Raw genomic sequence first — 25,321 nt, 5'->3', positions numbered from 1 at the left:
CGGCCGCTGCGCTGACTGCGTAGCGGCCGACATTTCTTCTTAAAGGATCGGCGCGCCGCTATAGGAACCGAGGAACGCGTCGAGCTGCTGCGAGGCTGAGGTTGCCGTTGCTTGAGGATCGGCGCCGCCGAGCTGCGTCTGCTGGATCGCATCGGAGATGATCTTGTAGACCTCTGGCGGCACGCGCGGTTCGGCGCGGGCTCCGGGATAGACATCAGCGGCGAATTTGCCGATCATGCCGGTCTTGAAGGCATCTCCGCCGGCGGCAAGCGCGCTTTCACGCGGCGGCATGTCCGATTTGCCCTTGGTGCACCAGTCGGCGACGCGCTGGACGGAGTCTTTTTCCTTGGAAGCCAGCGCCCAGGCGCAGAATTGCGCCGCCGCATCCGGATTCTTGCTCTTGGCATTGGCAACGAAGGCCCAGCCGCCGCCGACGGTGACATATCTGCCGCCCGGCGGTGTGGGCAGACGGAAGACGCCATATTTGAAATCCTTGGCATTGCTCTGCAGTTGCGAGATGCCCCAGATGCCGACATTCTGAATGGCACAGTAACCCGATGCGAGGTTGGCGACCGTGTCGTTGGCGCCGCTACCCATGACCTGGCGCGGAGCAGCCCCTGAATTGACGGCATCCTGCCAGAACTTCAAAGCCTGCACCGTGGCCGGAGAATCGAAGGCGCTCTTGCCGTCCTTACCCTGGAATTCCCCGCCGCCCTGCCAGAGGAAAGGATACCAGGTAAAGTTCTGGTAGTAGCCCGGCTGGGTCTCGAACAGCATGCCGAAGCGTTTCGGCGTCGTCAGCTTCTTGGCAAGCTCAAGCAGGTCGTCCCATGTTTTCGGAATATCGTTTTCGTTCAGCTTCGCTTCTTCGAAAGCCTTGACTGAATAGTACATCGCCATCGGCTCGACTTCCATCGGAATGCCGTAGATCTTGCCGCCGACCATGCGGTTGGCAATGACGCTCTCCGGGAAATCTTCCTTGGCGTCGATATGGGGTGTCAGATCCTGCAGGACGCCACCATTGTAATAACGGAGGAAATCGCCCGGCGAGATGAGGAAGATGTCCGGCCCCTCGCCGGAGGCGAAGGCGGTCGCGAGCTTCGGTCCGTTGATATACTCCGCGTTCGGCACATATTCGAGTTCCACCTTTTGCGGGTGGCTGTCGTTCCAGGCTGCGACCGCTTTCTCGAACCAGTCGATCTGGCTCTGGACCGGGCCGCCCGGCGCGTAGAACTGCCAGAACTTCAGCGGCGCACTCTGCGCGCGGACGGCCATGCGCGATATATAGGGAAAACCGCTCAACCCGGCAGCCGCACCGGCGGCGAGGATCGCGCCGCCCTTGAGCACGCTGCGACGGGTTGCGGGGATGATGAATTTATCCTTACCAGTCATGACTTCCTCCCATTTTGCGTTGCCGTCACCACACTCCTCCCGGGTGACGGAGCCTCAATTCATGCGGTATCGAAGGCGTGCAGATTGCAGGGGATCACTTCCGAACGCGCGGGTCCTGCATAAGCTCCCGAAAGCCTCTCCAGCAGCATTTCGGTAGCGCGATGGGCAAGCAGCGACGGTGTGTTGCCGACCCTTGTAATCCGCGGCCGGACATATTCGAGCTGCGGCTGATCGCCGAAGACGGCAATGCCGATATCCTTCGGCACGCTGATGCCGCGATCGAAGAAGGCGGCGAGCGCGCCCGCAGCCATCAGGTAGTTTCCGAAGAAGATCACCGAGGGCAGGTTGTCGCCATAGTTCGCCAGAAGCCAATCGACCGCCTCTTCCCCTGACGGACCGAGATAACTTCCTTCCCGCCGCAGCTCGGCAATCGGCTCGATGCCGTTGTCGCGCAGGCCCTGTTCGAAACCGGCCGCGCGCGCCATGGCTTCGGCGAAGAAGGATGGGCCGGTCACATGCGCGATCCGGCGATGACCCTTCTCGGCCAGATAGGTTCCCATCTGATGGCCACCGCCGAAATCATCGATCTTGACGCTATCGACTGCCCGGTTCGGCAGATCGCCGATGAACACGGTCGGCAGATCGATTTCCAGCAATGCGTCATGCATGCCGTGCAACGCGAAATCGCCGACGATGAGACCATCGATGCGCCGGCTGCGGATCTGGCGAAGATAGTGCTTGCCGTGCTCCTGCGAATGGCCGCCGGGGACATCGGTATTGAAGACCAGGAGATCGATCCCGGTCGCCTCGAGATCGGACTGCGCCGCCTGCACCATTTCCGGGTAGAAGGGGTTGCGGATGTCCGGGATCAGCATGGCTACGAGATTGGTGCGGCCGGTCCTGAGGCTTTGGGCGAGCGGGTTCGGCACATAGCCGAGCTCGGCGATCGCTTCCTGAACGCGCTTGCGCAAATCCGCCGAGACACGGTCGGCATGATTGAGCACATGCGACACAGTGGTCGGCGATACTCCGGCACGCTTGGCAACTTTGGCGATTGTGGTCATTTTCGCAGGCTACGGTATTGTAAATCGATTTGCAAATGCTTTTGCAAATCGATTTACAATGTATCTTCGCGGCAATATCCGCACATAATTCGTACGTTCGGGTACCACTCACCCTTGCCGGATTGGCCGGCTGAGCCAAATAGGGATTGTCGCCGGGCTTCCCTGAGTTGCGGGCGGCCAGTGTCACCACTCGATCGCATCAGGCAATGACCCCATCGGCTGTCAGCAAGGCGAACAAGGCGCTCTACACACGGATCATCGCCGGTATCGGCGGACTTCTGGCGGGCGCACTGTCGCTTGGATTTTCGATCTACGAAACCCGCACGGGAACGGAGGTGGCACAGGTGGCACCCGGCAAACCCGTCAATGCGGGCCAATGGATGGTCACTCTCAATTCCAGTAGCATCGCCGCTGAGACACCGGATGGCCGACGCCTTCCCGATGGCAAGAAAGCGCTGACACTCGATCTGACCCTTGAAAACATGACGGCGGAAAGCTCGAATCTTTATCGGGATACGCTGAAGCTCGAAAATCTTGCGAACCCGCCATCCCCACAATTCTATCTTGTCCGGGACAATGATCTGCTTTGGGACCTTCAGCCGATGATGCCGGAAAAGGTCAAGGTCGTCTGGCAATTGCCAGCGACGCTGGCACTTCCCAAGGTGCTGAACGTTTCGATCGTAGGCACCACCTATAAGCCAAAGGATAATCTCTATGCGGCGCCGGGCTGGTTCAACCCGAATGATGTGGCGCGCATCGGCTTGCCGCTTTCGGTGGGGCAAGGAGCAAATCCTTGATACGCCTTTTGCTTTCCTTGTTGCTCGTCGGCGTCGCCGCCCTGCTTTTGGCCTACCTGCAATCGACCACACCGAGCTATGCCGTCCTGACCGGCCCCATCGAGACCACCGGACTGCAGAAGGACACCGTGTCGAGCAAGACGTTCAGCGTCAAGGTCGCCAAGCTTCTGCGCGCGAAAACGATCACATTTACCTCTTACGGCAAGCCGGTCGAGCGGCAGACCGAAGGGGTCTGGCTGATCGTCAGTGTCGAACTGCAGTCGAAATACGATACCATGACCATCCAGGCCGCCGCGATTGAAGGGGCTTCCGGCCGCTCCTATCGGCAGACCCATCGCGCCGACGGCGCACCGCGCCTCCTACCGTCCAAGGATTTGCAGCCGGGCCTGCCGACTTCAGGCATCTTCATCTTCGAGCTGCCGGAGGATGAAACGAGCAATATGACACTGGTGCTTTCCAGGCAGCCATCCCCCCAGCTGGATTCGGAAATTCGCGTCAAGCTCGACGGCGGAAGCGTCGAGACGCGTGATCGCGCGGAGATCGGCAATAATGGCGTCTAGACGGGAGCAACGGCTCTGGCTGGCATCCTTGCTAAGCCTGCCCTTCTTGCTGGCTGGCTATTATGCCATCAACGCATGGCGCAATGCCGAGGATTACATCAAGCGAAACGAGCTGCGCATAAGCGACAATGCCGGCGGACAGACCTATGCCAAGGCCTCCTGGGCGCTCAACCAGGCGAGGGTGATCGGCGATGGGCGCGACGGGAAAATTACCTTTCCCGGCCAGATGCGCCTGGTGGTCGTAAGGCTGACTGCAAAAGCCGAAGACGATATCGGACAGTCCTGGGCTCAATGCAGCCTGACCCTGACGGACCCGAAGGGGCGCCGCTGGCAGCCCCTCAATTTCATTCTCTCCAAAGATCTCAGCCGCGACCTCGATCCACAGGCCACCCCCATCGATGGCTGCGATACCATATCCCGCCAGCCGCCTGCCAAAAGCGCAAACGCGCTCATGGAGGAAAAATTCGTCGTGCCGGCCGACGCAATCCCCTCTTTGTCGGCGCAGCTGAGCTTCGCTTCGACGAGGCCGGACGCCATATCCTTCCCGCTGCGGCTGAACTAAAACAACTTCGGCCAAGCCGCTCCGGGCATCAGCTTCCGCCGCGGCGCCATTCCCGCCCCTGCGCGAAGCCGATTTCCAGAGCCGCGGCAAGTAGGCATATTTTGATCGGCATGATGAGAACACCGTCGCCCGGCGCACTGGGACTGCCGAAGAAAAGCGAAATGGCCTGCGCAATCATCTGCCACAAGGGCAGATCGTACGGACCGATCAGCCTGGAGGTGCCGTACCAGGCCCAGGCCGAACCCCAATCCAGCAGCCGGTATAGCAGAATGACTGATAGCATCAGCCCGAGGCCGGAACCGAGGGTAAGCCCGACACCTTCCGCCAATGCGCGATAGCGTTTCGCTGTCCCCGCGATGAAATGCGAAATGAAGTCGCGGATCGCTTTCGGCAGCGACTGCCAGCGTGAAACCGCGCGCGCAAGACGGCCTTCCGTCAGCGGGCGTTCGCCATTGATGTCATAACCATAGACCAAGGCGGCAAGCGTCAGCCAGACGACGGGATAAAGTGCGTAGAGGAAAAGACCGCGCATTTGCCTGGAAAAGGAAAACGACGCGTCCTCCGCCGTCGGCGGCAAGATGGTGGCTGCTGCGGCATCTCCCACCGGATTGAGAAAGCCGAGGAAATGCCCGATCGTTTCGGGAAGCTTGGCAATCCAGGAACGGATGTCGTCCTGCCAGGTCGAAATGACAAAGAGACCGATGAAGGCCCAGTTCGCCTCGCAAACGACGATGATAACAGCCCAGATCGGCGCTTTCGAACGGGCATGCATGAATTTGGCGAAGCGCCTGACCACCCAGGCGACGGCGACCGACACGAGGAGCCAGGCACTGCCGCCGAATTTAAGGGGGTTGTAACTTTCGCCGAACAGCATCAGGTCGAGCGACAGCCGGGAATATTCCCTTACCGTATCGCCGAGAAAACCCCAGGCAGCGTAGTAGGCGAAGAACGGCACGAGTGTCAGCGCGAGTATCGACGTGAAGCCCGGCGTTGCAGGACTGTCGCCAGTATCTGTCTCCGGCCGGGCAGCCGCAACGCGCGAAGCGGCATCAAGCGACGGGAGTCCGGGCCGTACAGTCTCGAACAGCGCGACGATGATGACAAGCTTCAGGAGTACGACAAGGGCCAGAGTGGAAAGCCCGGCCAATGCATTCAGCCGGCCGATCATGACAGCCAGTTCGTTGAGAAGCGAATTTCCAATCAGCCCGAGCAACCACAGCGCCATCAGCTGCGGCCAGAAGCGCCACAGCAGTTGCAAGGTGAGCGATGGCAGCCGGAACAGAAGCCGGAGCGGCGGGCGGGTATCCTGGGAGAGAACCGTCATGACGCGCATAGTAGCAATCGAACCGCCAGTCGCCAAGACGCTGCTAGAGGTTGCCAGGCGAACGGATCGCCCGCGGCCGCCGGCGGAATCCATCAAACCTTTCGCACCTTGCGCCCGGTTCTGATGCCAGCCGGTGCGGCAACGGATGCACGTTTGACAAGCGAGCATTCGAGCTTGGTGATCTGGTAGCGGCGTTCGCGCGGCAAAACCGCCGTTTCCAGATGCTCAATCGCCCATTGGCCCATTGCCATGTGAGGAAGGACCGAGGTCGTCAAGGGCGGCACGAGATGGCGGCAGATGTCTTCGTCATCATAACCCATGACCGACATGTCCTCCGGAATATGGAGGCCAGCTTCCTTCAGCGCTTCATAGCAGCCGATGGCGGTGCGGTCGTTCTGGCAGAAGATCGCCGTCGGACGCTCGGGAAGCGAAAGCAGTTTCATGGTGCCGGAATAGCCGGCACTCGCCGACCAATCGCCTTCGATGACAAGCTCGGGATCGAATGGAATATCCGCCGTCGCCAAGGCTCGGCGATAACCAGTCAATCGATCCTGGGCGGCCTGCATCCACGGTTCGCCTGTAATCGTCGCAATGCGATGGTGGCCATGCGAAATCAGATGCCGGGTAGCGGTCTGCCCACCGGCTATTTCGCTCGGAACGACAGCCGGAAAGGCATAGTCGGACGTATAGCAATTCAGAAGAATGATCGGGATATTGAGATCGTAGAGATAATCCGGCACCTCCACCTCACGGGTGAAGATCGTCATGTAGATGAGCGCCGAGATACCGCTGTTGCTGAGCGCCTTGATCGCTCTCGGCTCCATGACGGGATCGCTCATGGTCTGTGCGACGAGCAGAACGTTTCCGGCATTCCAACAGGCCTCGCGAGCCCCTTCGATCGCGACAACCGCCTCCGGACTGGTTGCAAGTTGGTCGACGGCAAAACCGATGACGCCATCGAGCTTCGACGGAAACAGGAGTGCCGGCGGCGTGGCAAGCACCGGCGCGACATAGCCAAGCTGGCGGGCTGCCTCGATGACCCTCTCACGGGTCTGCTGCGACAGGCGCATGCCGGGCGTATTGTTGAGAACGAAGGATACCGCGCTCTGCGAACATCCGGCCGCCTTGGCAATATCGGTCATCGTGACCCTGCTGCCGGACCGACGGCCGCTTCGCTTCGATATCCTCTTGTCGACGGCCGTGCGATCGCCGTTTGCGGCCGATATCTTCTTCATAACTGCGTCTCATCTCCCCTGAAGCGAAACCGGCCTATAATCCCCATGGCCGTTTTCATGCGCTAATATTTATTATCATCAATCACGCAATCCCGGCAACCGGTGCGGACGCGCATATAATCGCCACCCACATCTTCAAGCTCAAGATCGCTGGCGATTGAAACAAATAGCTAGATTTTCGAGAATCCACCGCTTCACACATGCGAAATTGTATTACTAATTCTATTTACTAATCGAAATTAGTCGTATACCGTCGCTCCCGTGGTTGGACGTGCCGTATCTCGCTCGGCGAGAAACCCTAGGAGGGGGTTCAGGACGGCCTGCCGCGAGTTGCAACTAGATCCCGCAAGCGGATCTATGGGAGGATGATCATGAAGTACGTAACACGGGGCGCTGCCGCCTTTGCGGCAGGGTTGCTGCTGAGCTATGCAACGGCGACCTATGCCGCCGACAAGCCGACTCTCGCATTTGTGGTCAACGGCGCATCCGACTTCTGGAAGGCGGCCGAAGCCGGCGTCAAGAAGGCCCAGGCCGAACTGCCGGACTTCAATATGGAATTGAAATATCCTGAACAATCGTCGGTCGCGATCCAGCAGCGACTGATGGAAGATCTCGTGGCGGCCGGCGTCAAGGGTATCATGGTTTCCGCCGTCGATCCTAAGACTTCAACAGACGGGCTGAACAAGATCGGTTCGGAAACGGCGCTGTTTACTACCGATAGCGACGCGCCGGATACGAACCGCGTCGCCTATATCGGCTCATCGAACATCGATGCCGGCAAACAGGCCGCCGAAATCGCCAAGAAAGCCATGCCGAACGGGGGCAAGTGCATCGGCTTCGTGGGACTTCTCGGCGCCGACAATGCCAAGGAGCGCATTCAGGGCATGAAGGACGGCCTGGCGGGCACGAAGATCGAGTTGACCGACGTGCGCGGCGACGACATCGACCAGACGAGAGCGAAGAAGAACGTCGAAGATGCGCTCGTTGCAAGCCCTGACGTCACCTGCATGGTCGGCTTCTACTCCTACAACACGCCGCGCATCTACGAAGCACTGCGCGAAGCCGGCAAACTCGGTCAGATCACCGTCGTCGGTTTCGACGACGATCCGATCACGCTCGGCGGCGTCAAGGAAGGAACGATCGCCGCAACGGTCGTGCAGCAGCCCTATCTCTGGGCCTATCAAGGCATGAAGCTGATGGCCGCCTATCTGAAGGGCGACAAATCGGGCATTCCCGCCAGCAAGCTGATCATCATCCCGACGAAAATCATCGGCAAGGACGATGTCGATGCCTATGCGGCCAATCTGAAGGCTATGGCTGGCAATTAAGGCCAGCCAGCAGCGCCGGTTGCGAGGACCGGCGCTGCTCGAATGCAATTGCTCACGTCGCCGCGGCTCTCGAAGCCACATCGCACAGGCATGATATTCGTTATGAACCAACGCTCGGATACATTGGTATCGACTGAAACCACAATGCCCTTTCTCAGCCTTTCGGGAATCGGCAAGACCTACCCGGGCGTGGTAGCGCTCGATAATTTCTCGATGGACGTCAGCCCCGGCGAGGTGATCGGTCTTGTCGGCGAAAACGGCGCCGGCAAATCGACGCTCATGAAAATCCTTGGTGGCGTCGTCAAGCCGGATCACGGCAGCATTCGGCTCGATGGAGCCGAGCACGGCGCCTTCACGGTCGAAAGCAGCATTGCGTCCGGGATTGCCTTTGTCCATCAAGAGCTCAACCTGTTTGATAATCTCGATGTTGCGGCCAATATTTTCCTTGGCCGCGAACCATTGCGCGGCGGCGCCCTGAAACTGGTCGACCGTACCCGCCTGCGCGAGATGGTCACCCCTCTTTTGAAGCGCGTCGGTGCCAATTTCTCGCCGGATACGCCGGTGGCGTCGCTGTCGCTTGCGCAGCAGCAGATGGTCGAGATCGCCAAGGCATTGTCCATCAATGCCCGCCTCGTCATTCTCGACGAGCCGACCTCGAGCCTGCCACTCGCGGAGACGGAGAAACTGCTGGCCGTCATATCCTCGCTGAAGGCCGAAGGTATCAGCGTCATCTTCATTTCGCACCGCCTGCATGAGGTCGAGCGCGTTGCCGATCGCGTCATCGTTCTGCGCGACGGCACGCTTGTCGGCACATTGCCGAAAGACGCGATCGACCACGATCGCATGGTGAAGCTGATGATCGGGCGGGCATTGGCCGCACGCTCCGTGGAAGCGGCTCGTCCGCCGGGCGATATCGCGCTGAAGATCGCGGCAGTTCGCACCGCCGCCTATCCGACGCAGCCCGTCAATCTTGACATCCGTTTCGGCGAAATCCTCGGCCTCGCCGGCCTCGTCGGCTCAGGCCGGACCGAGCTTGCCCGCGTCCTGTTCGGGGTCGACCACAGCTATGGCGGCAACATCACCCTCGACGGACAGGACCTGAAACTGCGATCCGCCAGGGACGCCGTCGCCAATGGCATTTTTCTCGTGCCCGAGGATCGCAAGCTGAACGGCATCCTGCTCGATATGCCGATCTCTCAGAACATATCATTACCCAACCTCCCGGCCTTTGCACGCCGCTCCATGGTTTCGCCGGAGCGAGAAAATGCCATGGCCGAAACGCAGCGCAGGCAGCTCGCCATCAAGACGCCATCGGTCGCAACGCGCACCGGCACGCTTTCGGGCGGCAACCAGCAAAAGGTCGTGCTCGCCAAATGGCTGGCGATGCACCCAAAGGTACTGATCTTCGACGAGCCCACCCGTGGCATCGATATCGGCGCAAAAAGCGAAATCTACAGCCTGATGCGCAAGCTTGCGGATGCCGGTGTGGCGATCCTGATGATCTCGAGCGACATGGAAGAGGTAATCGGCGTCTCCGACCGGATCGCGGTCATGCATGAAGGCCAAATCTCCGGTATTCTCGACAAAGATCAGTTCAGTCAGGAAAACGTGCTTTTGCTGGCCGTCGGCAAAACGCTACACTAGAGCGGTTCAGCTATCCATGGAAACCTGAACCGCTCTATCTCATTGTTTTTGCGCAATTTCTAACGAAGGACGCTTCGCACTTTGCCTGGAATTGCTCTAACGGCCGCGGCCAATGGGAATTGATATCGATGAGTAAGAAAGATCTGGGCCTGCTTCTGCTGATCATCGTCGTCGGCATTGTCGTGACGATCATCAATCCGCGCTTCCTTCTGCCGATCAACCTCGCCAATACGTCGAACCTCATCGGCCTTTTCGGGATATTGTCGATCGGCCAGGCTTTCGTCATCATCACCGGTGGCATCGAACTGTCGGTCGGCTCACTGGTTGCCTTGCTCGGCGTCCTGTTCATCGATTTTATCGCCGTCCAGAACATGCCCTGGGCGATTGCCCTGCCGCTGATCCTGATCCTTGGCGGCGTTCTGGGAGCGATCCATGGCTGGCTGATTACCCGGCTCAACCTTCAGCCTTTCGTCGTCACGCTCTGCGGCCTTCTGATCTATCGTGGTGCGGCGCGCTTCTACACGGCAGACGGCACGGCCGGATTCGCCTTCGGCCAGAACTTTCCGACCCTCGAATTCCTGACCGCCGGCCGCTTCTATGGCGTGCCGAACACCTTCATCGCGCTCGTGATCATTGCCGCCGTCATGTGGATCGTTCTGCATCGCTCCGTCTATGGCCGCTATCTCTACGCCATCGGCAAGAATGAGGAGGCGGCAAAATATTCCGGCATCCGCACCACGAAGATGGTAACGGTCGCCTACATCATCTGCGGCGTGCTGACGGCGCTTTCGGCGATCTATTTTGCCATGTACACCCGCTCCATCTCGCCGGCGAGCCACGGGCAATTCTATGAGCTCTACGCGATCGCCGCGGCGGTGCTTGGCGGCTTTTCGCTGCGTGGCGGCGAAGGATCTCTGATCGGCGTGGTGCTGGGCACGATCCTGCTGCAGGAATTGCAGAACCTCGTCAATCTGCTCGGCATCCCCTCCTCGCTCAACTTCGCCGTCATGGGCGGCGTCATCCTGATCGGTGTCTTGATCGACCAGCAATGGAGCGCCATCCGGGCGCAACGGCGCCTCGTGTCTGCCGCACGCCAGGCGGAAACGCGCCAGCCCGCCGAACAACCGCAGTCATGATGGTGCTGCAGCCTGGATCGACCCGAGAGATGTCATGTACGATCGATAACGGGATGTCATGTGCCTGTGGATTTCAGGAGGGCATCGACCTGTTGCAGACGGGGCATCCGTAAGCATGCATGATGATCCCGTGTGTTTCGCAGCGGCTGAGGTCGCTTTCGGAAAAGGTCGAATGGATTGCCGCACTGTTTGGCCCGATATCGTGTGGTCCAAATGCCGACACAAGCATTCGCAAACGCATCAGGCACGGCATCAGCCAGTCTTCTTTCGGCTCGTAGCCCAGCAGCTTCTCCCAACCGGCTTTCGATTCTGCGGTGGTAATCGCCCGAATTAGAAAATTCCGATCCTCGGCAAATGTTGCAACGTGCCAGGGCATTTCGGCGATGTCGAATCCCACCACTCCAAGTCCGAAGACCGCCTGATCTCGCGATGCGATCCATGATGCAAACGCTTGCTCTGACCTCGTTTGTGCCAACGCCGACGCCGCAATGGCGAGAACTTCCATGAAGACGTCGGTCAATCCGTTCTGCATCTGAATCGCAGGCAGCTCCGGACGAGCATTGCATGTTATTCGGTTCGCCATGGCTTTGAGATGGCTCCATTCACTGCTGCGTCACCGACGGAAAACAGGCCCTGCCCTGCTCAGGTCATCCACTTTCGATGCTCGACGAAACGCTCTGCCAAAAGGTCGATGAACAATCGCACTTTCGTCGGCAGATGGCTACGGTTCGGATAGATCGCGCTGATCGTGAATTCCACGGCGCGATAGTCGGGCATGGCGCGCACGAGGCGGCCGGCGGCAACCTCGTCGTAGACGATGAAACTCGGGGCGAGAAAGATACCCTGCCCGCTTGCCAGGAGAAAACGCAGCGTCTCGGCACTGTTGGAGACGACATTGCCAGAAATCTTGACCCCCACCTGCTTGCCATCGGCATCTTCGAAACGCCATTCGTCGCCGTAGGGGTAATAGGTATATTGCAGGCAATTATGCTCCACGAGATCGGCCGGAACCTTCGGCATCGGATGTGTGTCACGATATTCGGGCGAGCAGACAAGCATGTGCCGCCAGGGTGCAAGCTTGCGTGCGACGAGCGTCGAGTCGGACGCGGGCAGGGTTCGGATCATCAGATCGTAGCCCTCCTCGACCATGTCGATCGACCGTTCTCCGACATTGAAATCGAGCGAGATCGCAGGATATTGCGTCATGAATTCGTTGACGACGGGAAGCAGGAAGCGGACGATGGCGCCGCTGGTATAGAGCTTCAGTGTGCCTCGCGGCGTGGTACTAAGCGCGCCGGCCGCCCGATCGGCCTCCTCGAGATCGGCCAGGATCTGTGAGGAGCGCTCATAGTAATATTTGCCGGTTTCCGTCAAACTGATCCGGCGCGTCGTCCGGTTCAGGAGCCGCGCGCCGAGGCGGTCTTCCAACGATTGCACATGATTGCCCACCATGGTGACGGACATGTTGAGCCGGCGGGCGGCGGCGGAAAAGCCACCACATTCCACCACCCGGCCAAAGACTGTGAGGCTGGTCAACCGATCCATATTGTCCTCGGATTATCCACTGTGACTTGATGATCCTTCCCGATTTGAGGAGATTATCAGAAGGATCGTTCGGACGCATCTTCATCGCATCAAAAATAGCCCCGGGCAAAGGGGTGGCGCACTGAAGGAAATGGACAATGGTGGAACTCCCCCGCAACGAAGCGTTCAAGAACGCAAGCCAAGCCGATGCTGCTCCGGCCAGCGAGGTGGCCAAGTCTCCCAACACTCAGGCTCCGCCGGCCACCAGTGTAGAAGCGCCTGCGGCTGCCGCCGAACCCAAAGCCGGTCGGAAGCTTATCAAGCGCGGCGTGCTCATTGCCGCATTGGTGGCGGGCGTCGCGCTCGGCGCCGATTTCGGCTATCGCTACTGGACGGTGGGACGCTTCATCGAATCCACGGACGATGCCTATGTGAAGGCCGATTACACCACGATTGCCCCAAAGGTCGCCGGCTACATCAAGGACGTGCTTGTCAACGACAATGACAAGGTCAAGGCCGGCCAGGTGCTCGCCCGCATAGACGACCGCGATTTCCAGGCCGCACTTTCCCAGGCGAAGGCGGATCTCAAGGCTGCGGATGCGGCAATTTCCAACATCGATGCACAGATCCAGCTGCAGCAATCGCTGATCGGGCAGGCCAAAGCAACGGTCGACTCATCGCAAGCCTCACTGGATTATGCTGTGTCTGACGCCGCACGTTCGGCTCGTCTGATCACCAACGGCGTCGGCACGCAATCGCGCGCTGAAGAGACGGAATCTGCCAGAAAACAGGCGGCCGCCGCTGTCGAGCGCGATCAGGCCGCGCTCGTCGCCGCCCAGAACAAGGTACCGGTGCTGCAGACCCAGCGAGACCAGGCAGCAGCCCAGCGCGATCGCGCCGCCGCCGCCGTTCAGCAGGCCGAGCTCAACCTTTCCTATACTAACATCGTCGCCGCCGTCGACGGCACCATCGGCGCCCGCTCGATCCGCGTGGGGCAATATGTGACATCGGGCACGCAGCTGATGGCGGTGGTGCCGCTACACTCGGTCTATGTCGTCGCGAATTTCAAGGAGACGCAGCTCACCTATGTACGTCCCGGACAGACGGTCGAAATCAAGGTCGACAGCTTCCCCGACGTCACCATCAAGGGCCATGTCGACAGCCTCTCGCCGGCAAGCGGACTCGAATTCTCGCTGCTGCCGCCGGACAACGCAACCGGCAACTTCACCAAGATCGTCCAGCGCATTCCGGTGAAGATCGTCATCGACGACGATAATCTGGCCGGGCTGCTGCGCTCCGGCATGTCGGTGGAGCCGGAAATCGACACCAAGGCGGCCCAGACATCGGCGGCAGAGGCACGAGGATTATCCAGCCACGCTGGATGATCCTTCCCGATCTTCGTCGATTATCACCTCAGTATCGTCATGAGATTATTCCGGCATGACCCGGAAGGAGACGCGTCGTGGCCACTCTTCAGATCGCCGCAAACAACAATTCAGCCTTATCCCAGGGCACTCCAACCGCTCCGGTTGCCCGACCTGCCATGAGCCCGCTGCGCATGTGGACCGCCGTGGTCGGCTCGACGCTTGGCGCTTTCATGGCCGTTCTCAACATCCAGATCGTCAATGCCTCGCTCGCCGACATCCAGGGCGCGATCGGTGCCGGAACGGACGATGGCGGCTGGATCTCGACCTCCTACCTGATCGCCGAGATCGTCGTCATCCCCCTTAGCGCCTGGCTTGCCCGCGTCTTTTCGGTGCGCATCTATCTGCTGACGAACGCGGTGCTTTTCCTTCTGTTTTCAGTCGGCTGCGCCTTTGCCGCCAATCTGCAACAGATGATCGTGCTGCGCGCCATTCAGGGCTTTTCCGGCGGCGTGTTGATCCCCATGGCCTTCACGATCATCATCACGCTGCTCCCCAAACCCAAGCAACCGATCGGCCTTGCGCTCTTTGCCCTTTCGGCGACCTTCGCGCCGGCGATCGGCCCGACCATCGGGGGCTACCTCACAGAAAACTGGGGCTGGGAATATATCTTCTACGTCAACCTCGTGCCCGGCATTCTCATGGTCGGCATGCTCTGGGCCTCGCTCGAGCGCGCACCGATGAACCTTTCGCTGCTCGCCAAGGGCGACTGGCCGGGCATCATCACCATGGCGGTCGGCCTGGCCGCGCTGCAGACCGTGCTTGAGGAAGGCAACAAGGACGACTGGTTCGGTTCCGCCTTCATCGTCCGCCTTTCTGTTATTGCCGCGGTCTCGTTGACGCTCTTTCTCATCATCGAGCTTCGCGCCGCCCATCCGCTCCTCAATCTGCGTCTGCTGGTGCGCCGCAATTTCGGCTTCGGCATCGTCGCCAATTTCCTGCTGGGCATCGCGCTCTATGGCTCGGTCTTCATCCTGCCGATCTACCTCACGCGCATCCAGGGCTACAATTCCGAGCAGATCGGCATGGTGCTTGCCTGGACCGGCATTCCCCAGCTGATCCTGATCCCGTTGGTCCCGCGGCTGATGAAACGCGTCGATGCCCGGCTGCTGATCATCGTCGGCTTCGCACTCTTTGCCGCTTCGAACTTCATGAATATCTACATGACGAGCAACTATGCCAGCGATCAGCTCTTCTGGCCGAACATCGTGCGTGCCGTCGGCCAGGCACTGGCATTCACGCCGCTGACCGCAATTGCGACGGCCGGTATCGAGCAGGAAAATGCCGGCTCCGCCTCCGCGCTCTTCAACATGATGCGCAATCTCGGCGGCGCGGTCGGCATTGCGGCGCTGCAGACCTTCCTCACCAAGCGCGAGCAGTTCCACTCCAACATCCTCACCAATTCGGTCTCGGTGTTCGAAGAGGCTACCCGTGCCCGCGTTGCCAATCTCACGAGTTACTTCATGAACCATGGGGTCAGCGACCAGGCGCTTGCCACGCACAAGGCGATCGTCGCCATTGCCGCCAGCCTTCGCAAGCAGGCCAACATCATGGCTTTCAGCGACACCTTCTATCTGCTCGGCGCCGCGCTGGTCATTGCACTCGTCGCCAGCCTGCTTCTGAAGAAACCCGGCCACCTTTCCGGCGGTGCGGCACACTGAGCGCCGCACCTCAAAGAGGAGGAGATAGCCATGACCTTGCTGCACGACATGCCCAAGACCGCAATCATCAATTCCAGACCAGGCCACAGTGGCGTCAACACTGCGGCTACCCTGAACCTGATCGAATGGCTGACGGGCGACGAATGCCACGCTCTCGATGAGGCCGGCCTCGTCGCCGGGCTCGGTCGCCGCCTGCAGGCCCTTGGCCTTCCCGTCGATCGATTGACGCTGCACCTGACGACGCTGCATCCCGAATTCATCGGCCGCACCTTCGCCTGGGCGCCCGGCGAGCCGGTCGAGATCCATGATCGCGAACATGGCTCACGTCTCGCACTTGCCAATACGCCGCTCATGAAGGCACAGGAGATGCGCGAGCCGCTCGTCGTCGGTCCCGGCGAGAGCGCCCATGGGCGCTGGCAGCATATCGACATATTTTCCGGCCGGGGGCTGGTTCAACTGATCGTGGCGCCGCTTTGCAACGCCGACGGACCGATCAGCAGCGCCGTCTTCGCCACGCGGCGGCCGGGCGGCTTCACATCCGGCGAGCATGACCTGATCGAGCGCATCCTGCCGGCATTGCGCAATACCTGCGAACTACGCGTCCTCAGACAATGCGAACTCAGCCTTCTCGACACCTATATCGGCCCGATGACGGCGAGCCGCATCCTTGCCGGACACATTCGTCGCGGGGAAATCGAATCGATGGAGGCTGCACTTCTGCTGTGCGACCTGCGCGGCTTCACCGAGCTTTCCAATCGGCTGCCCGGCGGTACCGTGCTCGGGCTCCTGAATGCTTATTTTGACAAGGTGGTACCGGCGATCACCCATGAAAGCGGAGAAGTGCTGAAATTCATGGGCGATGCGGTTCTGGCATTCTTTCCAGGCGCCGATGCGGCCGGAGCCTGCAATGCCGCGCTGACCGCGGCAAAGACAATTCTCGATGAAATAGGCGGCTTCGAATATGACGGCATCCGCGTCAAGGCTGGTATCGCGCTGCACTATGGCGAGGTGAGCTACGGCAATGTCGGCTCCGGCAACCGCCTGGACTTCACCTTGATCGGCCCTGACGTCAATATCGTCAGCCGCATCCAGAACGTCTGCAGCGAGAGCGGCGAAGCGCTCCTGATATCAGGCCCATTCCAGCAAAAGGCCGATATCACCGATGCAATCTCGATCGGGCGGCAGCAGCTGAAGGGCTTCGCCAAGGCGATGGAGCTGTTTGCGGTCGCATATTGACGGTGCCGATGAGACAAGAGATGGGCCGTCAACGCATTCCGTCACTACGCCGATTGCTTAGATGGACTTTCCCGACCGAATTTTCTCGCCAAGCATGTGTTGCATTAAATCAACAACCACTTTTTCCGTTTTCGAATGGCTCCGGCACGGATTTACAAACAATCTGAATGTATATAGCCCTGTCATCAGGACCTAATTGGCTTGCGATCTGGTGGGGTATTGTTTCAGACGCCAGCTAACGAGGTTCCATCGGGGTGGGGATAGTACCGGCAGTCTATTGCAGATGCAGTGCCTGGTTTTTGCTTCCTGTTTGCAAGGGAGCACTTCCAGGATGGCCTATTATGCTCGCTCCTTGGATTACGTACGAATTGTTACAACCAGGAGTTTACAATGAACATCAAGAGCCTTCTTCTCGGCTCCGCTGCTGCTCTGGCAGCAGTATCCGGTGCTCATGCTGCTGACGCGATCGTCGCAGCCGAGCCCGAGCCGCTGGAATACGTTCGCATCTGCGACGCATACGGTGCAGGCTACTTCTTCATTCCCGGTACCGAAACCTGCCTCAAGGTCGGCGGCATGGTCCGTACCGAAGGCAAGTGGTATGACGCCTACAATGCCAACAGCCACAACGGCACTCTCTGGCATACCCGCGCTCAGCTGAGCCTCGATACCGCGACCGACACCGAATACGGCCCGCTGAAGACCAACACGGTCATCCGTTGGGACTGGCAGGAAGGCAACAGCACCAGCACCAAGCTGCTCTGGGCCAACATCAGCCTCGGCGGCTTCCTCGTCGGTAAGGCAGACTCGCAGTTCAACTCCTACATCGGTTATGCCGGCGACGTCATCAACGACGACGTGATCTATGACGGCCCGTACGAACTCAACCAGTTGACCTACAACTACGATGCCGGCAACGGCTTCACGGCTGTGATCTCGGTTGAAGACAGCAATTCCAGCGGCTCGGGCGCTGGTTATGGCGCAAGCTGGGCATCGGACGACAAGGCCAACCATTACGCTCCTGACGTTGTTGCCGGTGCTGGCTTCAAGTCCGGCGCATGGGGCTTCAAGGTCGTTGGCGGTTACGACTCGATCAAGTCGGAAGGCGCCATCAAGGCTCGTGTCGATGCTGACTTCGGCGTCTTCTCGGCCTTCCTGATGGGCGGCTGGAACACCGATGGCGACAACCTGAACAAGTATGCAGGCACCAACCTGGCTCGCTCTTCTTGCCCGGCTAACGATGCATCGAAGTGCGGCTGGGGTGACTGGGCAGTTTGGGGCGGCGTTGGCGTTCCGATCAACGAAAAGCTGAAGTGGAACCTCCAGCTCGCTTATACCGACTCGAAGATCTTCGCAGCGACCACGAACCTCAAGTTCAACCCGGTCAAGAACCTGCTCATCGAGCCGGAAGTCTCCTACACCAACTTCGATTCTGTGAACCAGGATCAGTGGGCTGGTATCCTGCGCTTCCAGCGCAGCTTCTAATACCGAATTGCCTGGTCTACCTGGGACCAGGTACGGGAAGCCTGATGTACCGATCCATCAGGCTTCTCAAAGTGATCGGTTGACCTCCGATCAAAGCCGGAAGGATCCGGTTTCCCTCCGGGTCCTTCTTATTGCCCAAGCAAGATCAACGATGGTTATGTCAATCCGGCGCGTAGAACCCCGCCTGATGGGCGGCCCGATCCAGCTCCTCCCGGAAATCAGGATGAGCAAGCGCAATCATCGCCTTTGCCCGCTCTGCCACCGATTTACCCTTGAGGTTGGCCCAGCCATATTCCGTCACGACGATATGGATATCGTTGCGTGACGTCGTCACCGGACCTGTCAGCGTCGGAACGATACGCGACAGCGTTCCCTTCGCCGCTGTCGCATGACAGGCGATGATCGAGCGGCCGCCGCGTGAGCCATAGGCGCCGCGGACGAAATCCACCTGTCCCCCCGAGCCGCTGAACTGTCTTCCATTGACGAATTCGGAATTGCACGCACCATTGAGATCGATCTGCAGCGTCGCATTGACCGACACCATGCGGTCATTCTGCGCGATGACGAACGGATTATTCACATAGTCAACGGGATGCGCTTCGACATCGGGATTATCGTTCAGAAAATCGTAAAGCAGCTTGTCTCCCAATGCGAAGGTGAAGATGGTTCGTCCGGCATGTATCTGCTTGCGGCTATTGTCGACCACGCCTGCCCTGACCAGAGCGGCAAGTCCCGATGTCATCATTTCGGTATGGATGCCGACATGGCGGTGCTGGGAGAGGCCAGCACAGACGGCATCGGGCAGTGCGCCGATGCCCATCTGCAGGCAATCGCCATCGTCCACAAGCCCTGCAACGATGGCGCCGATGGTATCGTCGACTTCTGAGCGAGGTGCGGCGGCGAGAGCCGGCAGGCTTGCGTCGTTCTCGACAAGTGCCGTGACACTCGACACCGGAATCATGCAATTGCCGCGCACATAGGGCATGCTGGGATTGACTTCGAGGATCAGCCGAGCGCCTGGCTTGCGGGCAACCGCCAGCGAGTAATCGGTACTGGCGCCAAGGCTGAAATTCCCGTCCGCATCCATGGGCGAGACGGTTGCGATCAGCGTATCGACGCCGACATGCTCGACAAGCGAGCGCGGCACCTGGCTGAAATGGCACGGCACGAGGTCGGCGGCAGGCAGCATCTCCGCCATTCGCCTCTTGTCGAGGGCGCGATCCACCGCTCCATGAAAGTAACTCATGGGAACGATGCGGTCGCGCAAGTCGAAGTCGAGCACGCTGGAGCCGGCGACACCTGTGCAGAGCAGATAGTAGAGCCGGACGTTGTCGATCGCGCCGGCCCGCGCGCGTTCCGCCAATGCCGCAAGGATGGCAGGCGGCTGGCCAGCAGCGATCGGCATGGCGATCTTCGCGCCGGATGGTATCAAGGCAACGGCCTCATGGGCAGAGCGCACGCGTTCGCGATATTGCGTCTGATGATTAGCGGCCATCGAGTCCTCCCCTTGAATGCCACTGTCAGCACAATTTGGCATCCACTGCGAGATCGCATACGGCCCTCCTCCGAGGCTGCTGCGAACGCTTTCGCTGCAGTAGAACGCGCTTACATAAAAGCGCCTAACCTGCTGTTTGCGCAAGAGCCGAACATCACGCTTACACCGGCAAAAGCGAAATCGGCCTCAATCTTCGAATCGGAATCGACGCCGCAATCTCATCGAACGCAAGCTTCGATACTCAAGGATAAAGGGATTCTCCTTCCATGACTGCGATTGATGACGGAGCTTGTCAGGCCTCTACGTCGACTGTGCCCATCATGCCGAGATCTTCATGCTCAAGGATGTGGCAGTGATACATGCGCTGCCCCGGCAAATCCTGTCGCAGCAGGATGCGCACCGTCTCGCCCGCGGCAACATTCACGGTGTCTTTCCAGGCCCGATAGGATGGCTTGCTGACCGCGCCATCCTTTTCGCTTTCGACAAGCTGGAACTGCGTCCCATGCACATGAAACGGATGGTCCATATCCGCCTGGTTGACAATTTCCCAAAGCTCGACCTGCCCGACCTTCGAGACTTCATCAATGCGCTTCATATCGAAGCTGGCGCCGTTGATGAGGAACTTCATCTCCATGCCTTCCATGGATTCCGTCAACACAAAGCGACGTGTGACTGCCGGCTCTGCGAAGCGTTCAATGGTGCGCAGCTTCGCGGGAAGCGGTGGCGAAACAGGTGCGGCTTCGTCTGAAACTCTTGCCGTCAGCAAGGTCATGCCGGCCTCATCGGGCTTGCCCGGCCCCATCCACCCGCGCTCATAGTCGAGCGTGGTGAGCTTTGCCGCTCCCGGCTTGTCGAAGGCGACGATAAGCTCGACGCGCTCGGCGGGCGCAAGCAGCAATTCGTCGATGCCAACGGGAGCCTCGATAAGGCCGCCATCCGTTCCGACGAGCACCATGGCGGCATTCTCGAATGTCAGCCGCAGGAATCGCGCATTTGTCGCGTTGAAGAGGCGCAGGCGACGCTTTTCCCCTTTCGCGACGGTCAGGATCGGATTCTTCTGGCCATTGACTAGAATGTGATCGCCGACACGCCCATTCATCAGATCGATCATGTTGCTCGCCGGCATGCTTCCATCTTCGGCGATCCGAAGATCGGTGAACATCAAGACCGTATCGCCATATTCGGCAGGGATCGGATCATCCTTGGGTTTCACCAGAAAGACGCCTGCGAGTCCGCGATAAACCTGCGCGGCGGTGAGGCCATGCGGATGGGGATGGAACCAATAGGATGCGGCGCTGCCTGGCGGAAGATCGAAAGCATAGATGCGCTCGCTGCCCGAAGCGATGGGTTCCATAGGGCTGCCATCCTGATCGGCCGGCACCGGCATCCCATGCCAATGAACCGTCGTCGGTTCGCCGGGAATGCCGTTCCTGAAGCTGATCTCGATCCAGTCGCCCTCATGCGCCTCGATCACGGGATTTCCGCCGTTGTAGAGGAGCACGGGCGTATCAAGCCCCTCGGCGAAGCGGGCAAGCCCTTGCTCGGCGGCAAGCCTTGCCTTGAACAAACCGGCTTCGCCGGTCTCGTTCGTCAAGCGCGGCAGCTCGCGCAGAGGCTGTTCTTCCGGCAGGACGAGCTTGTTGCCGGCCACGGGCATCATATTATGACCGCCGTTCATGTTGCCCATGTCGTGCATCATCTGGGCCGAGGCAGGCCCGGAAATCGCAAGGCCCGCCAGCCCCGCCAGAAAACTACGTCTGTCCATCGATTGCTTCCTCCTGCTCACCTGGAAGCGATACGCCCGGAAGGCCGCCTCACTACGGTATCGCGCTTTTTGTCTCTGTGTCGAAGGCGGCTTCAAAGAGCCGCCTTCCGGTCGTCGGTTGCCGCGCTCGGTGCGCCATCTTTTCATCATGGCAATCTTGCCTTCCGCCGGTTCCGCGCGGTCGGCGGGCCTGCGCCGATGACGATCAGCGGAGCTCGTTCAGGATCTGAACTGCTCAGTTCGCGACTGCCGGATAGCCGGCCTGTTCGAGAGCCTGCTGGAGCACCGGCCGAGAGGCAGTCGTCTCAATCTTGACGGTGCGCGCGTCCGGATTGGTCTCGATCCTGGCGTCGGGATCGACGGATTGGATTGCCTTGGTGACGGATCTGGCGCAGCCGCCACAGGTCATGTTGTCGATTCTGAGCTCCATGAGAATTCTCCTTGGTTTCGATCTCACGGCACTCAAGGTGGAGTTTCCAACCATGGTAAGGTCAAGTGTCATCCAGCAAAAAAAATGCTATTGACCTTCCCATGGTTGGAAGCCTCACCTTCCCTTCGCATTCAGATTCCGGAGCGTGAAAGGACCTCCCATGAATAGTTCAGTTCGGTCATTGGATCTGTCGACTGTCATATCTCTGCCCATCGAGGGCATGAGCTGCGCATCCTGTGTCGGCAGCGTCGAGCGCGCCTTGAGGAACGTGCCGGGCGTCGATGCCGTATCGGTCAATCTCGCCACCGAAAAAGCGAACATCACGGCACAGGCAGGCATCGATCACGCGGAACTCGTCCAGGCTGTCGAAAATGCCGGCTATTCCGTCCCGGAGAATTTTACCGCTGCCAGAGGCTCCGTCGAGCTTTCGATCGAGGGCATGAGCTGTGCCTCCTGCGTCGGCAGTGTTGAACGGGCGCTGAAGACCGTGCCGGGCGTGAGTGAGGCCGCCGTCAATCTTGCGACCGAGCGGGCCACGATCAAAGGGTCGACGGACGCGGCAAGCCTTATCGCAGCGGTCGAGAGCGCCGGCTACGAGGCGAAAATCATAAGCGCCGACCAAGGAGACGAAGACGCCGAACGCGCGGAAAAGAAAGATGCCGAACGGCGAGAACTCACCCGCGATTTCACCGTCGCCGCGATTTTGACGACGCCGGTCTTTCTCCTGGAGATGGGATCGCACCTCATTCCCGGCGTCCACGGTCTGATCGCAGAGACGATCGGCATGCAAAGGAGCTGGTACATCCAGCTTGCACTGACGACGCTCGTCCTCTTCGTTCCCGGCATCCGCTTCTACAAAAAGGGGCTGCCGGCGCTCCTTCGCCTTGCGCCCGACATGAACTCGCTGGTCTCCGTCGGCTCATTGGCCGCCTATGGCTATTCGCTGGTTACGACCTTCGCGCCCGGCCTGTTGCCATCGGGCACGATCAACGTTTATTTCGAAGCGGCCGCCGTCATCGTCACGCTCATTCTGCTCGGCCGACTGCTCGAAGCCCGGGCCAAGGGACGCACGTCCGAAGCGATCAAGCGCCTGGTCAACCTACAGGCCAAGACGGCGCGTGTCCGGCGCAACGGCAAGGCCGCCGATCTGCCGATCGGTTCGGTCGTTTCCGGCGACATCATCGAGCTTCGTCCCGGCGAGCGGGTTCCGGTCGACGGAGAGCTGGTCGAGGGCGAGAGCTATGTCGACGAATCGATGATCACCGGCGAGCCGATCCCCGTCCTGAAGACGATCGGCAGCGCAGTCGTTGGCGGTACGGTCAACCAGAAGGGCGCCTTTGTCTTCCGCGCGACGGCCGTCGGCGGCAATACCGTGCTTTCGCAGATCATTCGCATGGTCGAGGAGGCTCAAGGGTCGAAGCTGCCGATCCAGGCCATGGTCGACAAAGTGACCATGTGGTTCGTACCGGCCGTGATGGTGGTGGCTGCTGCAACTTTCGCCGCCTGGCTCTATTTCGGTCCGTCACCCGCCCTCACCTTTGCGCTCATCAATGCGGTTGCCGTGCTGATCATCGCCTGCCCCTGCGCCATGGGACTCGCCACCCCGACCTCGATCATGGTCGGCACCGGCCGGGGCGCGGAGTTGGGCGTGCTCTTCCGCAAGGGCGAAGCCTTGCAGCTGCTCAAGGACGCAAGCGTCGTCGCCGTCGACAAGACGGGCACGCTGACCGAAGGCAAGCCGGCACTGACCGATTTGGAACTGGCAGCAGGCTTTGACCGTTCTCATGTGCTGCGCCTGGTGGCGGCCGTCGAAGCAAAATCCGAGCATCCGATTGCCCGCGCGATCGTCGAGGCAGCCGCCTCCGAAGATCTGGTATTGCCACGCGTGTCGGATTTCGAATCGATGACGGGCTTCGGCGTGCGAGCCAAGGCGGATAACAAACGTATCGAGATCGGCGCGGATCGCTATATGGCCGAACTTGGACATGATGTCGCCAGCTTCTCCGTGGTTGCCGAGCGCCTCGGCAACGAGGGCAAGTCGCCGCTCTATGCTGCGATCGACGGCAAGCTCGCCGCAATCATTGCCGTCGCCGATCCGATCAAGGCGACGACACCGGCAGCGATCAAGGCGATGCACGATCTTGGCCTGAAAGTGGCGATGATCACCGGCGACAATGCCCGCACGGCCAAGGCCATTGCCGCACGGTTGGGGATCGATGAGGTCGTGGCCGAAGTGCTGCCCGACGGCAAGGTCGAGGCGGTCCGCCACCTCAAAGGCCGTTACGGCAAGGTGGCTTTCGTCGGTGATGGCATCAACGACGCACCGGCTCTGGCCGAGGCCGATGTCGGTCTTGCCATCGGCACGGGCACGGATATCGCCATCGAGGCGGCCGATGTCGTCCTGATGTCGGGAAGCCTGCAGGGCGTGCCGAATGCCATTGCCCTGTCCAAGGCGACGATCGGCAACATCAGGCAGAACCTGTTCTGGGCCTTCGCCTACAATACGGCGTTGATCCCGGTCGCTGCCGGCGCGCTTTATCCGGCCTTCGGCATCCTGCTATCACCGGTCTTTGCCGCCGGCGCCATGGCCTTGTCGAGCGTCTTCGTGCTCGGCAATGCGCTGCGGCTGCGCCGCTTCAGGGTCATCAACTAACAATCGGACGCAGCCGGTCCTTTCGGGGCCGGCTGCCTTATGTCAGGAGAACGTTTATGAATATCGGACAGGCGGCAAAGGCATCGGGCGTTTCGGCCAAGATGATCCGCTACTACGAAGAGACCGGCCTCATTCCGGCGGCCGGCAGAACCGCATCGGGCTATCGCGACTATTCGGATACCGACGTGCATATGCTGCGCTTCATCCGCCGGGCGCGCGATCTCGGCTTCGCTGTCGCTGAAATCAGCGAGCTTCTGGAACTCTGGCGGGACGAAACCCGACAGAGCGTGGAAGTCAAGCGCCTGGCTCAGGGTCACATCGAAGCGCTGAAGAAAAAGATCGCCGACCTGCAGGACATGGAGCATACGCTCACCATGCTCGTTAATTCCTGCCAGGGCGACCATCGTCCGCATTGCCCGATTCTGCAGCGGCTCGAGACCGATCAGGAGGACGAAAATCTGTCGATCCAGCCTCGAACCGGCGCGATACCACGGCCGTTGCAGTAAGAGCGGGGCAAGCGATGTAACCGCCATCGTTTCGGCGGCGCTGCGGCTTTCCGGCCTGCTGCCCCTGCAGAACTGGTGGCAGGTGTTCGCTGGCCCGGATCTC

21 protein-coding genes are annotated in these 25,321 nt (G+C 60.0%); 12 read left to right on the top strand and 9 right to left on the bottom strand.

Annotation, left to right across the window (positions count from 1 at the left end; genetic code table 11):
* Positions 1–39: 39 nt before the first annotated feature.
* Positions 40–1,392: an ABC transporter substrate-binding protein gene (locus tag GA0061103_RS27745; RefSeq protein WP_092716882.1), complete on the bottom strand. Its 1,353-nt coding sequence runs from the start codon at positions 1,390–1,392 to the stop codon at positions 40–42.
* Positions 1,393–1,451: 59 nt separating this feature from the next.
* On the bottom strand, positions 1,452–2,456 hold the full coding sequence (locus tag GA0061103_RS27740; RefSeq protein WP_092716880.1) for a LacI family DNA-binding transcriptional regulator: 1,005 nt from the start codon (positions 2,454–2,456) through the stop codon (positions 1,452–1,454).
* A gap of 206 nt (positions 2,457–2,662) precedes the next feature.
* On the opposite strand from GA0061103_RS27740, the gene GA0061103_RS27735 reads away from it, so the two are divergent.
* From GA0061103_RS27735 to GA0061103_RS27725, 3 genes are read left to right on the top strand one after another with little or no spacing between them, the layout of a single operon-like run.
* Positions 2,663–3,253 carry a hypothetical protein gene (locus GA0061103_RS27735; RefSeq protein WP_092716878.1) on the top strand — a complete coding sequence of 197 codons (591 nt, stop codon included), beginning with the start codon at positions 2,663–2,665 and terminating at the stop codon, positions 3,251–3,253.
* On the top strand, positions 3,250–3,813 hold the full coding sequence (locus GA0061103_RS27730) for a DUF4352 domain-containing protein (RefSeq protein ID WP_092716876.1): 564 nt from the start codon (positions 3,250–3,252) through the stop codon (positions 3,811–3,813). The genes GA0061103_RS27735 and GA0061103_RS27730 overlap by 4 nt, the downstream gene beginning before the upstream one ends.
* The gene (locus GA0061103_RS27725; RefSeq protein WP_092716874.1) at positions 3,803–4,375 is read left to right on the top strand and encodes a hypothetical protein; all 573 of its coding nucleotides are present in this window, start codon (positions 3,803–3,805) and stop codon (positions 4,373–4,375) included. Before GA0061103_RS27730 ends, GA0061103_RS27725 begins: the two co-directional genes overlap by 11 nt.
* A gap of 28 nt (positions 4,376–4,403) precedes the next feature.
* Here the strand turns inward: GA0061103_RS27725 and GA0061103_RS27720 are convergent, their stop codons facing one another.
* A complete protein-coding gene (locus GA0061103_RS27720; RefSeq protein WP_092716872.1) occupies positions 4,404–5,792 on the bottom strand; it encodes a hypothetical protein in 1,389 nt (462 codons plus the stop codon).
* A complete protein-coding gene (locus GA0061103_RS27715; RefSeq protein ID WP_245304884.1) occupies positions 5,792–6,934 on the bottom strand; it encodes a LacI family DNA-binding transcriptional regulator in 1,143 nt (380 codons plus the stop codon). Before GA0061103_RS27715 ends, GA0061103_RS27720 begins: the two co-directional genes overlap by 1 nt.
* A 371-nt stretch (positions 6,935–7,305) precedes the next feature.
* On the opposite strand from GA0061103_RS27715, the gene GA0061103_RS27710 reads away from it, so the two are divergent.
* From GA0061103_RS27710 to GA0061103_RS27700, 3 genes are all read left to right on the top strand, one after another.
* Positions 7,306–8,262: a sugar-binding protein gene (locus tag GA0061103_RS27710; RefSeq protein ID WP_092717138.1), complete on the top strand. Its 957-nt coding sequence runs from the start codon at positions 7,306–7,308 to the stop codon at positions 8,260–8,262.
* A 102-nt stretch (positions 8,263–8,364) separates the two neighbouring features.
* Positions 8,365–9,906, top strand: coding sequence for a sugar ABC transporter ATP-binding protein (locus GA0061103_RS27705; RefSeq protein WP_092716870.1), 1,542 nt, complete (start codon positions 8,365–8,367; stop codon positions 9,904–9,906).
* A gap of 128 nt (positions 9,907–10,034) precedes the next feature.
* On the top strand, positions 10,035–11,042 hold the full coding sequence (locus tag GA0061103_RS27700; protein ID WP_092716868.1) for an ABC transporter permease: 1,008 nt from the start codon (positions 10,035–10,037) through the stop codon (positions 11,040–11,042).
* A gap of 73 nt (positions 11,043–11,115) precedes the next feature.
* Here the strand turns inward: GA0061103_RS27700 and GA0061103_RS27695 are convergent, their stop codons facing one another.
* Positions 11,116–11,562, bottom strand: a complete 447-nt coding sequence (locus tag GA0061103_RS27695) for a hypothetical protein (protein ID WP_141694477.1) — start codon at positions 11,560–11,562, stop codon at positions 11,116–11,118.
* 122 nt (positions 11,563–11,684) lie between these two features.
* On the bottom strand, positions 11,685–12,587 hold the full coding sequence (locus tag GA0061103_RS27690; protein ID WP_092716864.1) for a LysR family transcriptional regulator: 903 nt from the start codon (positions 12,585–12,587) through the stop codon (positions 11,685–11,687).
* Positions 12,588–12,724: 137 nt separating this feature from the next.
* On the opposite strand from GA0061103_RS27690, the gene GA0061103_RS27685 reads away from it, so the two are divergent.
* From GA0061103_RS27685 to GA0061103_RS27670, 4 genes are all read left to right on the top strand, one after another.
* Complete coding sequence (locus tag GA0061103_RS27685; RefSeq protein ID WP_092716862.1) at positions 12,725–13,951, top strand: HlyD family secretion protein; 1,227 nt, start codon at positions 12,725–12,727, stop codon at positions 13,949–13,951.
* A 77-nt stretch (positions 13,952–14,028) separates the two neighbouring features.
* Positions 14,029–15,651: an MDR family MFS transporter gene (locus GA0061103_RS27680; protein WP_092716860.1), complete on the top strand. Its 1,623-nt coding sequence runs from the start codon at positions 14,029–14,031 to the stop codon at positions 15,649–15,651.
* Positions 15,652–15,681: 30 nt separating this feature from the next.
* Entirely contained in the window at positions 15,682–16,887 is a 1,206-nt protein-coding gene (locus GA0061103_RS27675) for an adenylate/guanylate cyclase domain-containing protein (RefSeq protein WP_092716858.1), read from the top strand.
* A gap of 390 nt (positions 16,888–17,277) precedes the next feature.
* Positions 17,278–18,369, top strand: coding sequence for a porin (locus GA0061103_RS27670; protein WP_092716856.1), 1,092 nt, complete (start codon positions 17,278–17,280; stop codon positions 18,367–18,369).
* A gap of 160 nt (positions 18,370–18,529) precedes the next feature.
* On the opposite strand, the gene GA0061103_RS27665 is transcribed toward GA0061103_RS27670, so the two are convergent.
* The 3 genes from GA0061103_RS27665 to GA0061103_RS27655 all read right to left on the bottom strand — a co-directional run bounded on the left by GA0061103_RS27665 (position 18,530) and on the right by GA0061103_RS27655 (position 22,059).
* Positions 18,530–19,864 carry an acetyl-CoA hydrolase/transferase family protein gene (locus GA0061103_RS27665; protein ID WP_092716855.1) on the bottom strand — a complete coding sequence of 445 codons (1,335 nt, stop codon included), beginning with the start codon at positions 19,862–19,864 and terminating at the stop codon, positions 18,530–18,532.
* A gap of 292 nt (positions 19,865–20,156) precedes the next feature.
* Entirely contained in the window at positions 20,157–21,629 is a 1,473-nt protein-coding gene (locus GA0061103_RS27660; protein WP_092716853.1) for a multicopper oxidase family protein, read from the bottom strand.
* A 235-nt stretch (positions 21,630–21,864) separates the two neighbouring features.
* Entirely contained in the window at positions 21,865–22,059 is a 195-nt protein-coding gene (locus GA0061103_RS27655) for a heavy-metal-associated domain-containing protein (protein ID WP_092716851.1), read from the bottom strand.
* A 160-nt stretch (positions 22,060–22,219) separates the two neighbouring features.
* On the opposite strand from GA0061103_RS27655, the gene GA0061103_RS27650 reads away from it, so the two are divergent.
* Both GA0061103_RS27650 and cueR read left to right on the top strand, forming a co-directional pair.
* Complete coding sequence (locus GA0061103_RS27650) at positions 22,220–24,712, top strand: heavy metal translocating P-type ATPase (RefSeq protein WP_092716850.1); 2,493 nt, start codon at positions 22,220–22,222, stop codon at positions 24,710–24,712.
* Between the two features lie 56 nt (positions 24,713–24,768).
* Positions 24,769–25,218 (top strand): Cu(I)-responsive transcriptional regulator, encoded by a 450-nt coding sequence (gene cueR / locus GA0061103_RS27645; RefSeq protein ID WP_092716848.1) that lies wholly within the window; start codon positions 24,769–24,771, stop codon positions 25,216–25,218.
* Positions 25,219–25,321 lie beyond the last annotated feature (103 nt).

The organism is Martinezella multihospitum, assembly GCF_900094585.1.
Taxonomy (GTDB): domain Bacteria; phylum Pseudomonadota; class Alphaproteobacteria; order Rhizobiales; family Rhizobiaceae; genus Rhizobium; species Rhizobium multihospitium.
Note: the sequence above shows the minus strand (reverse complement) of the source record. Positions and strands in the feature narration are given on the sequence as shown.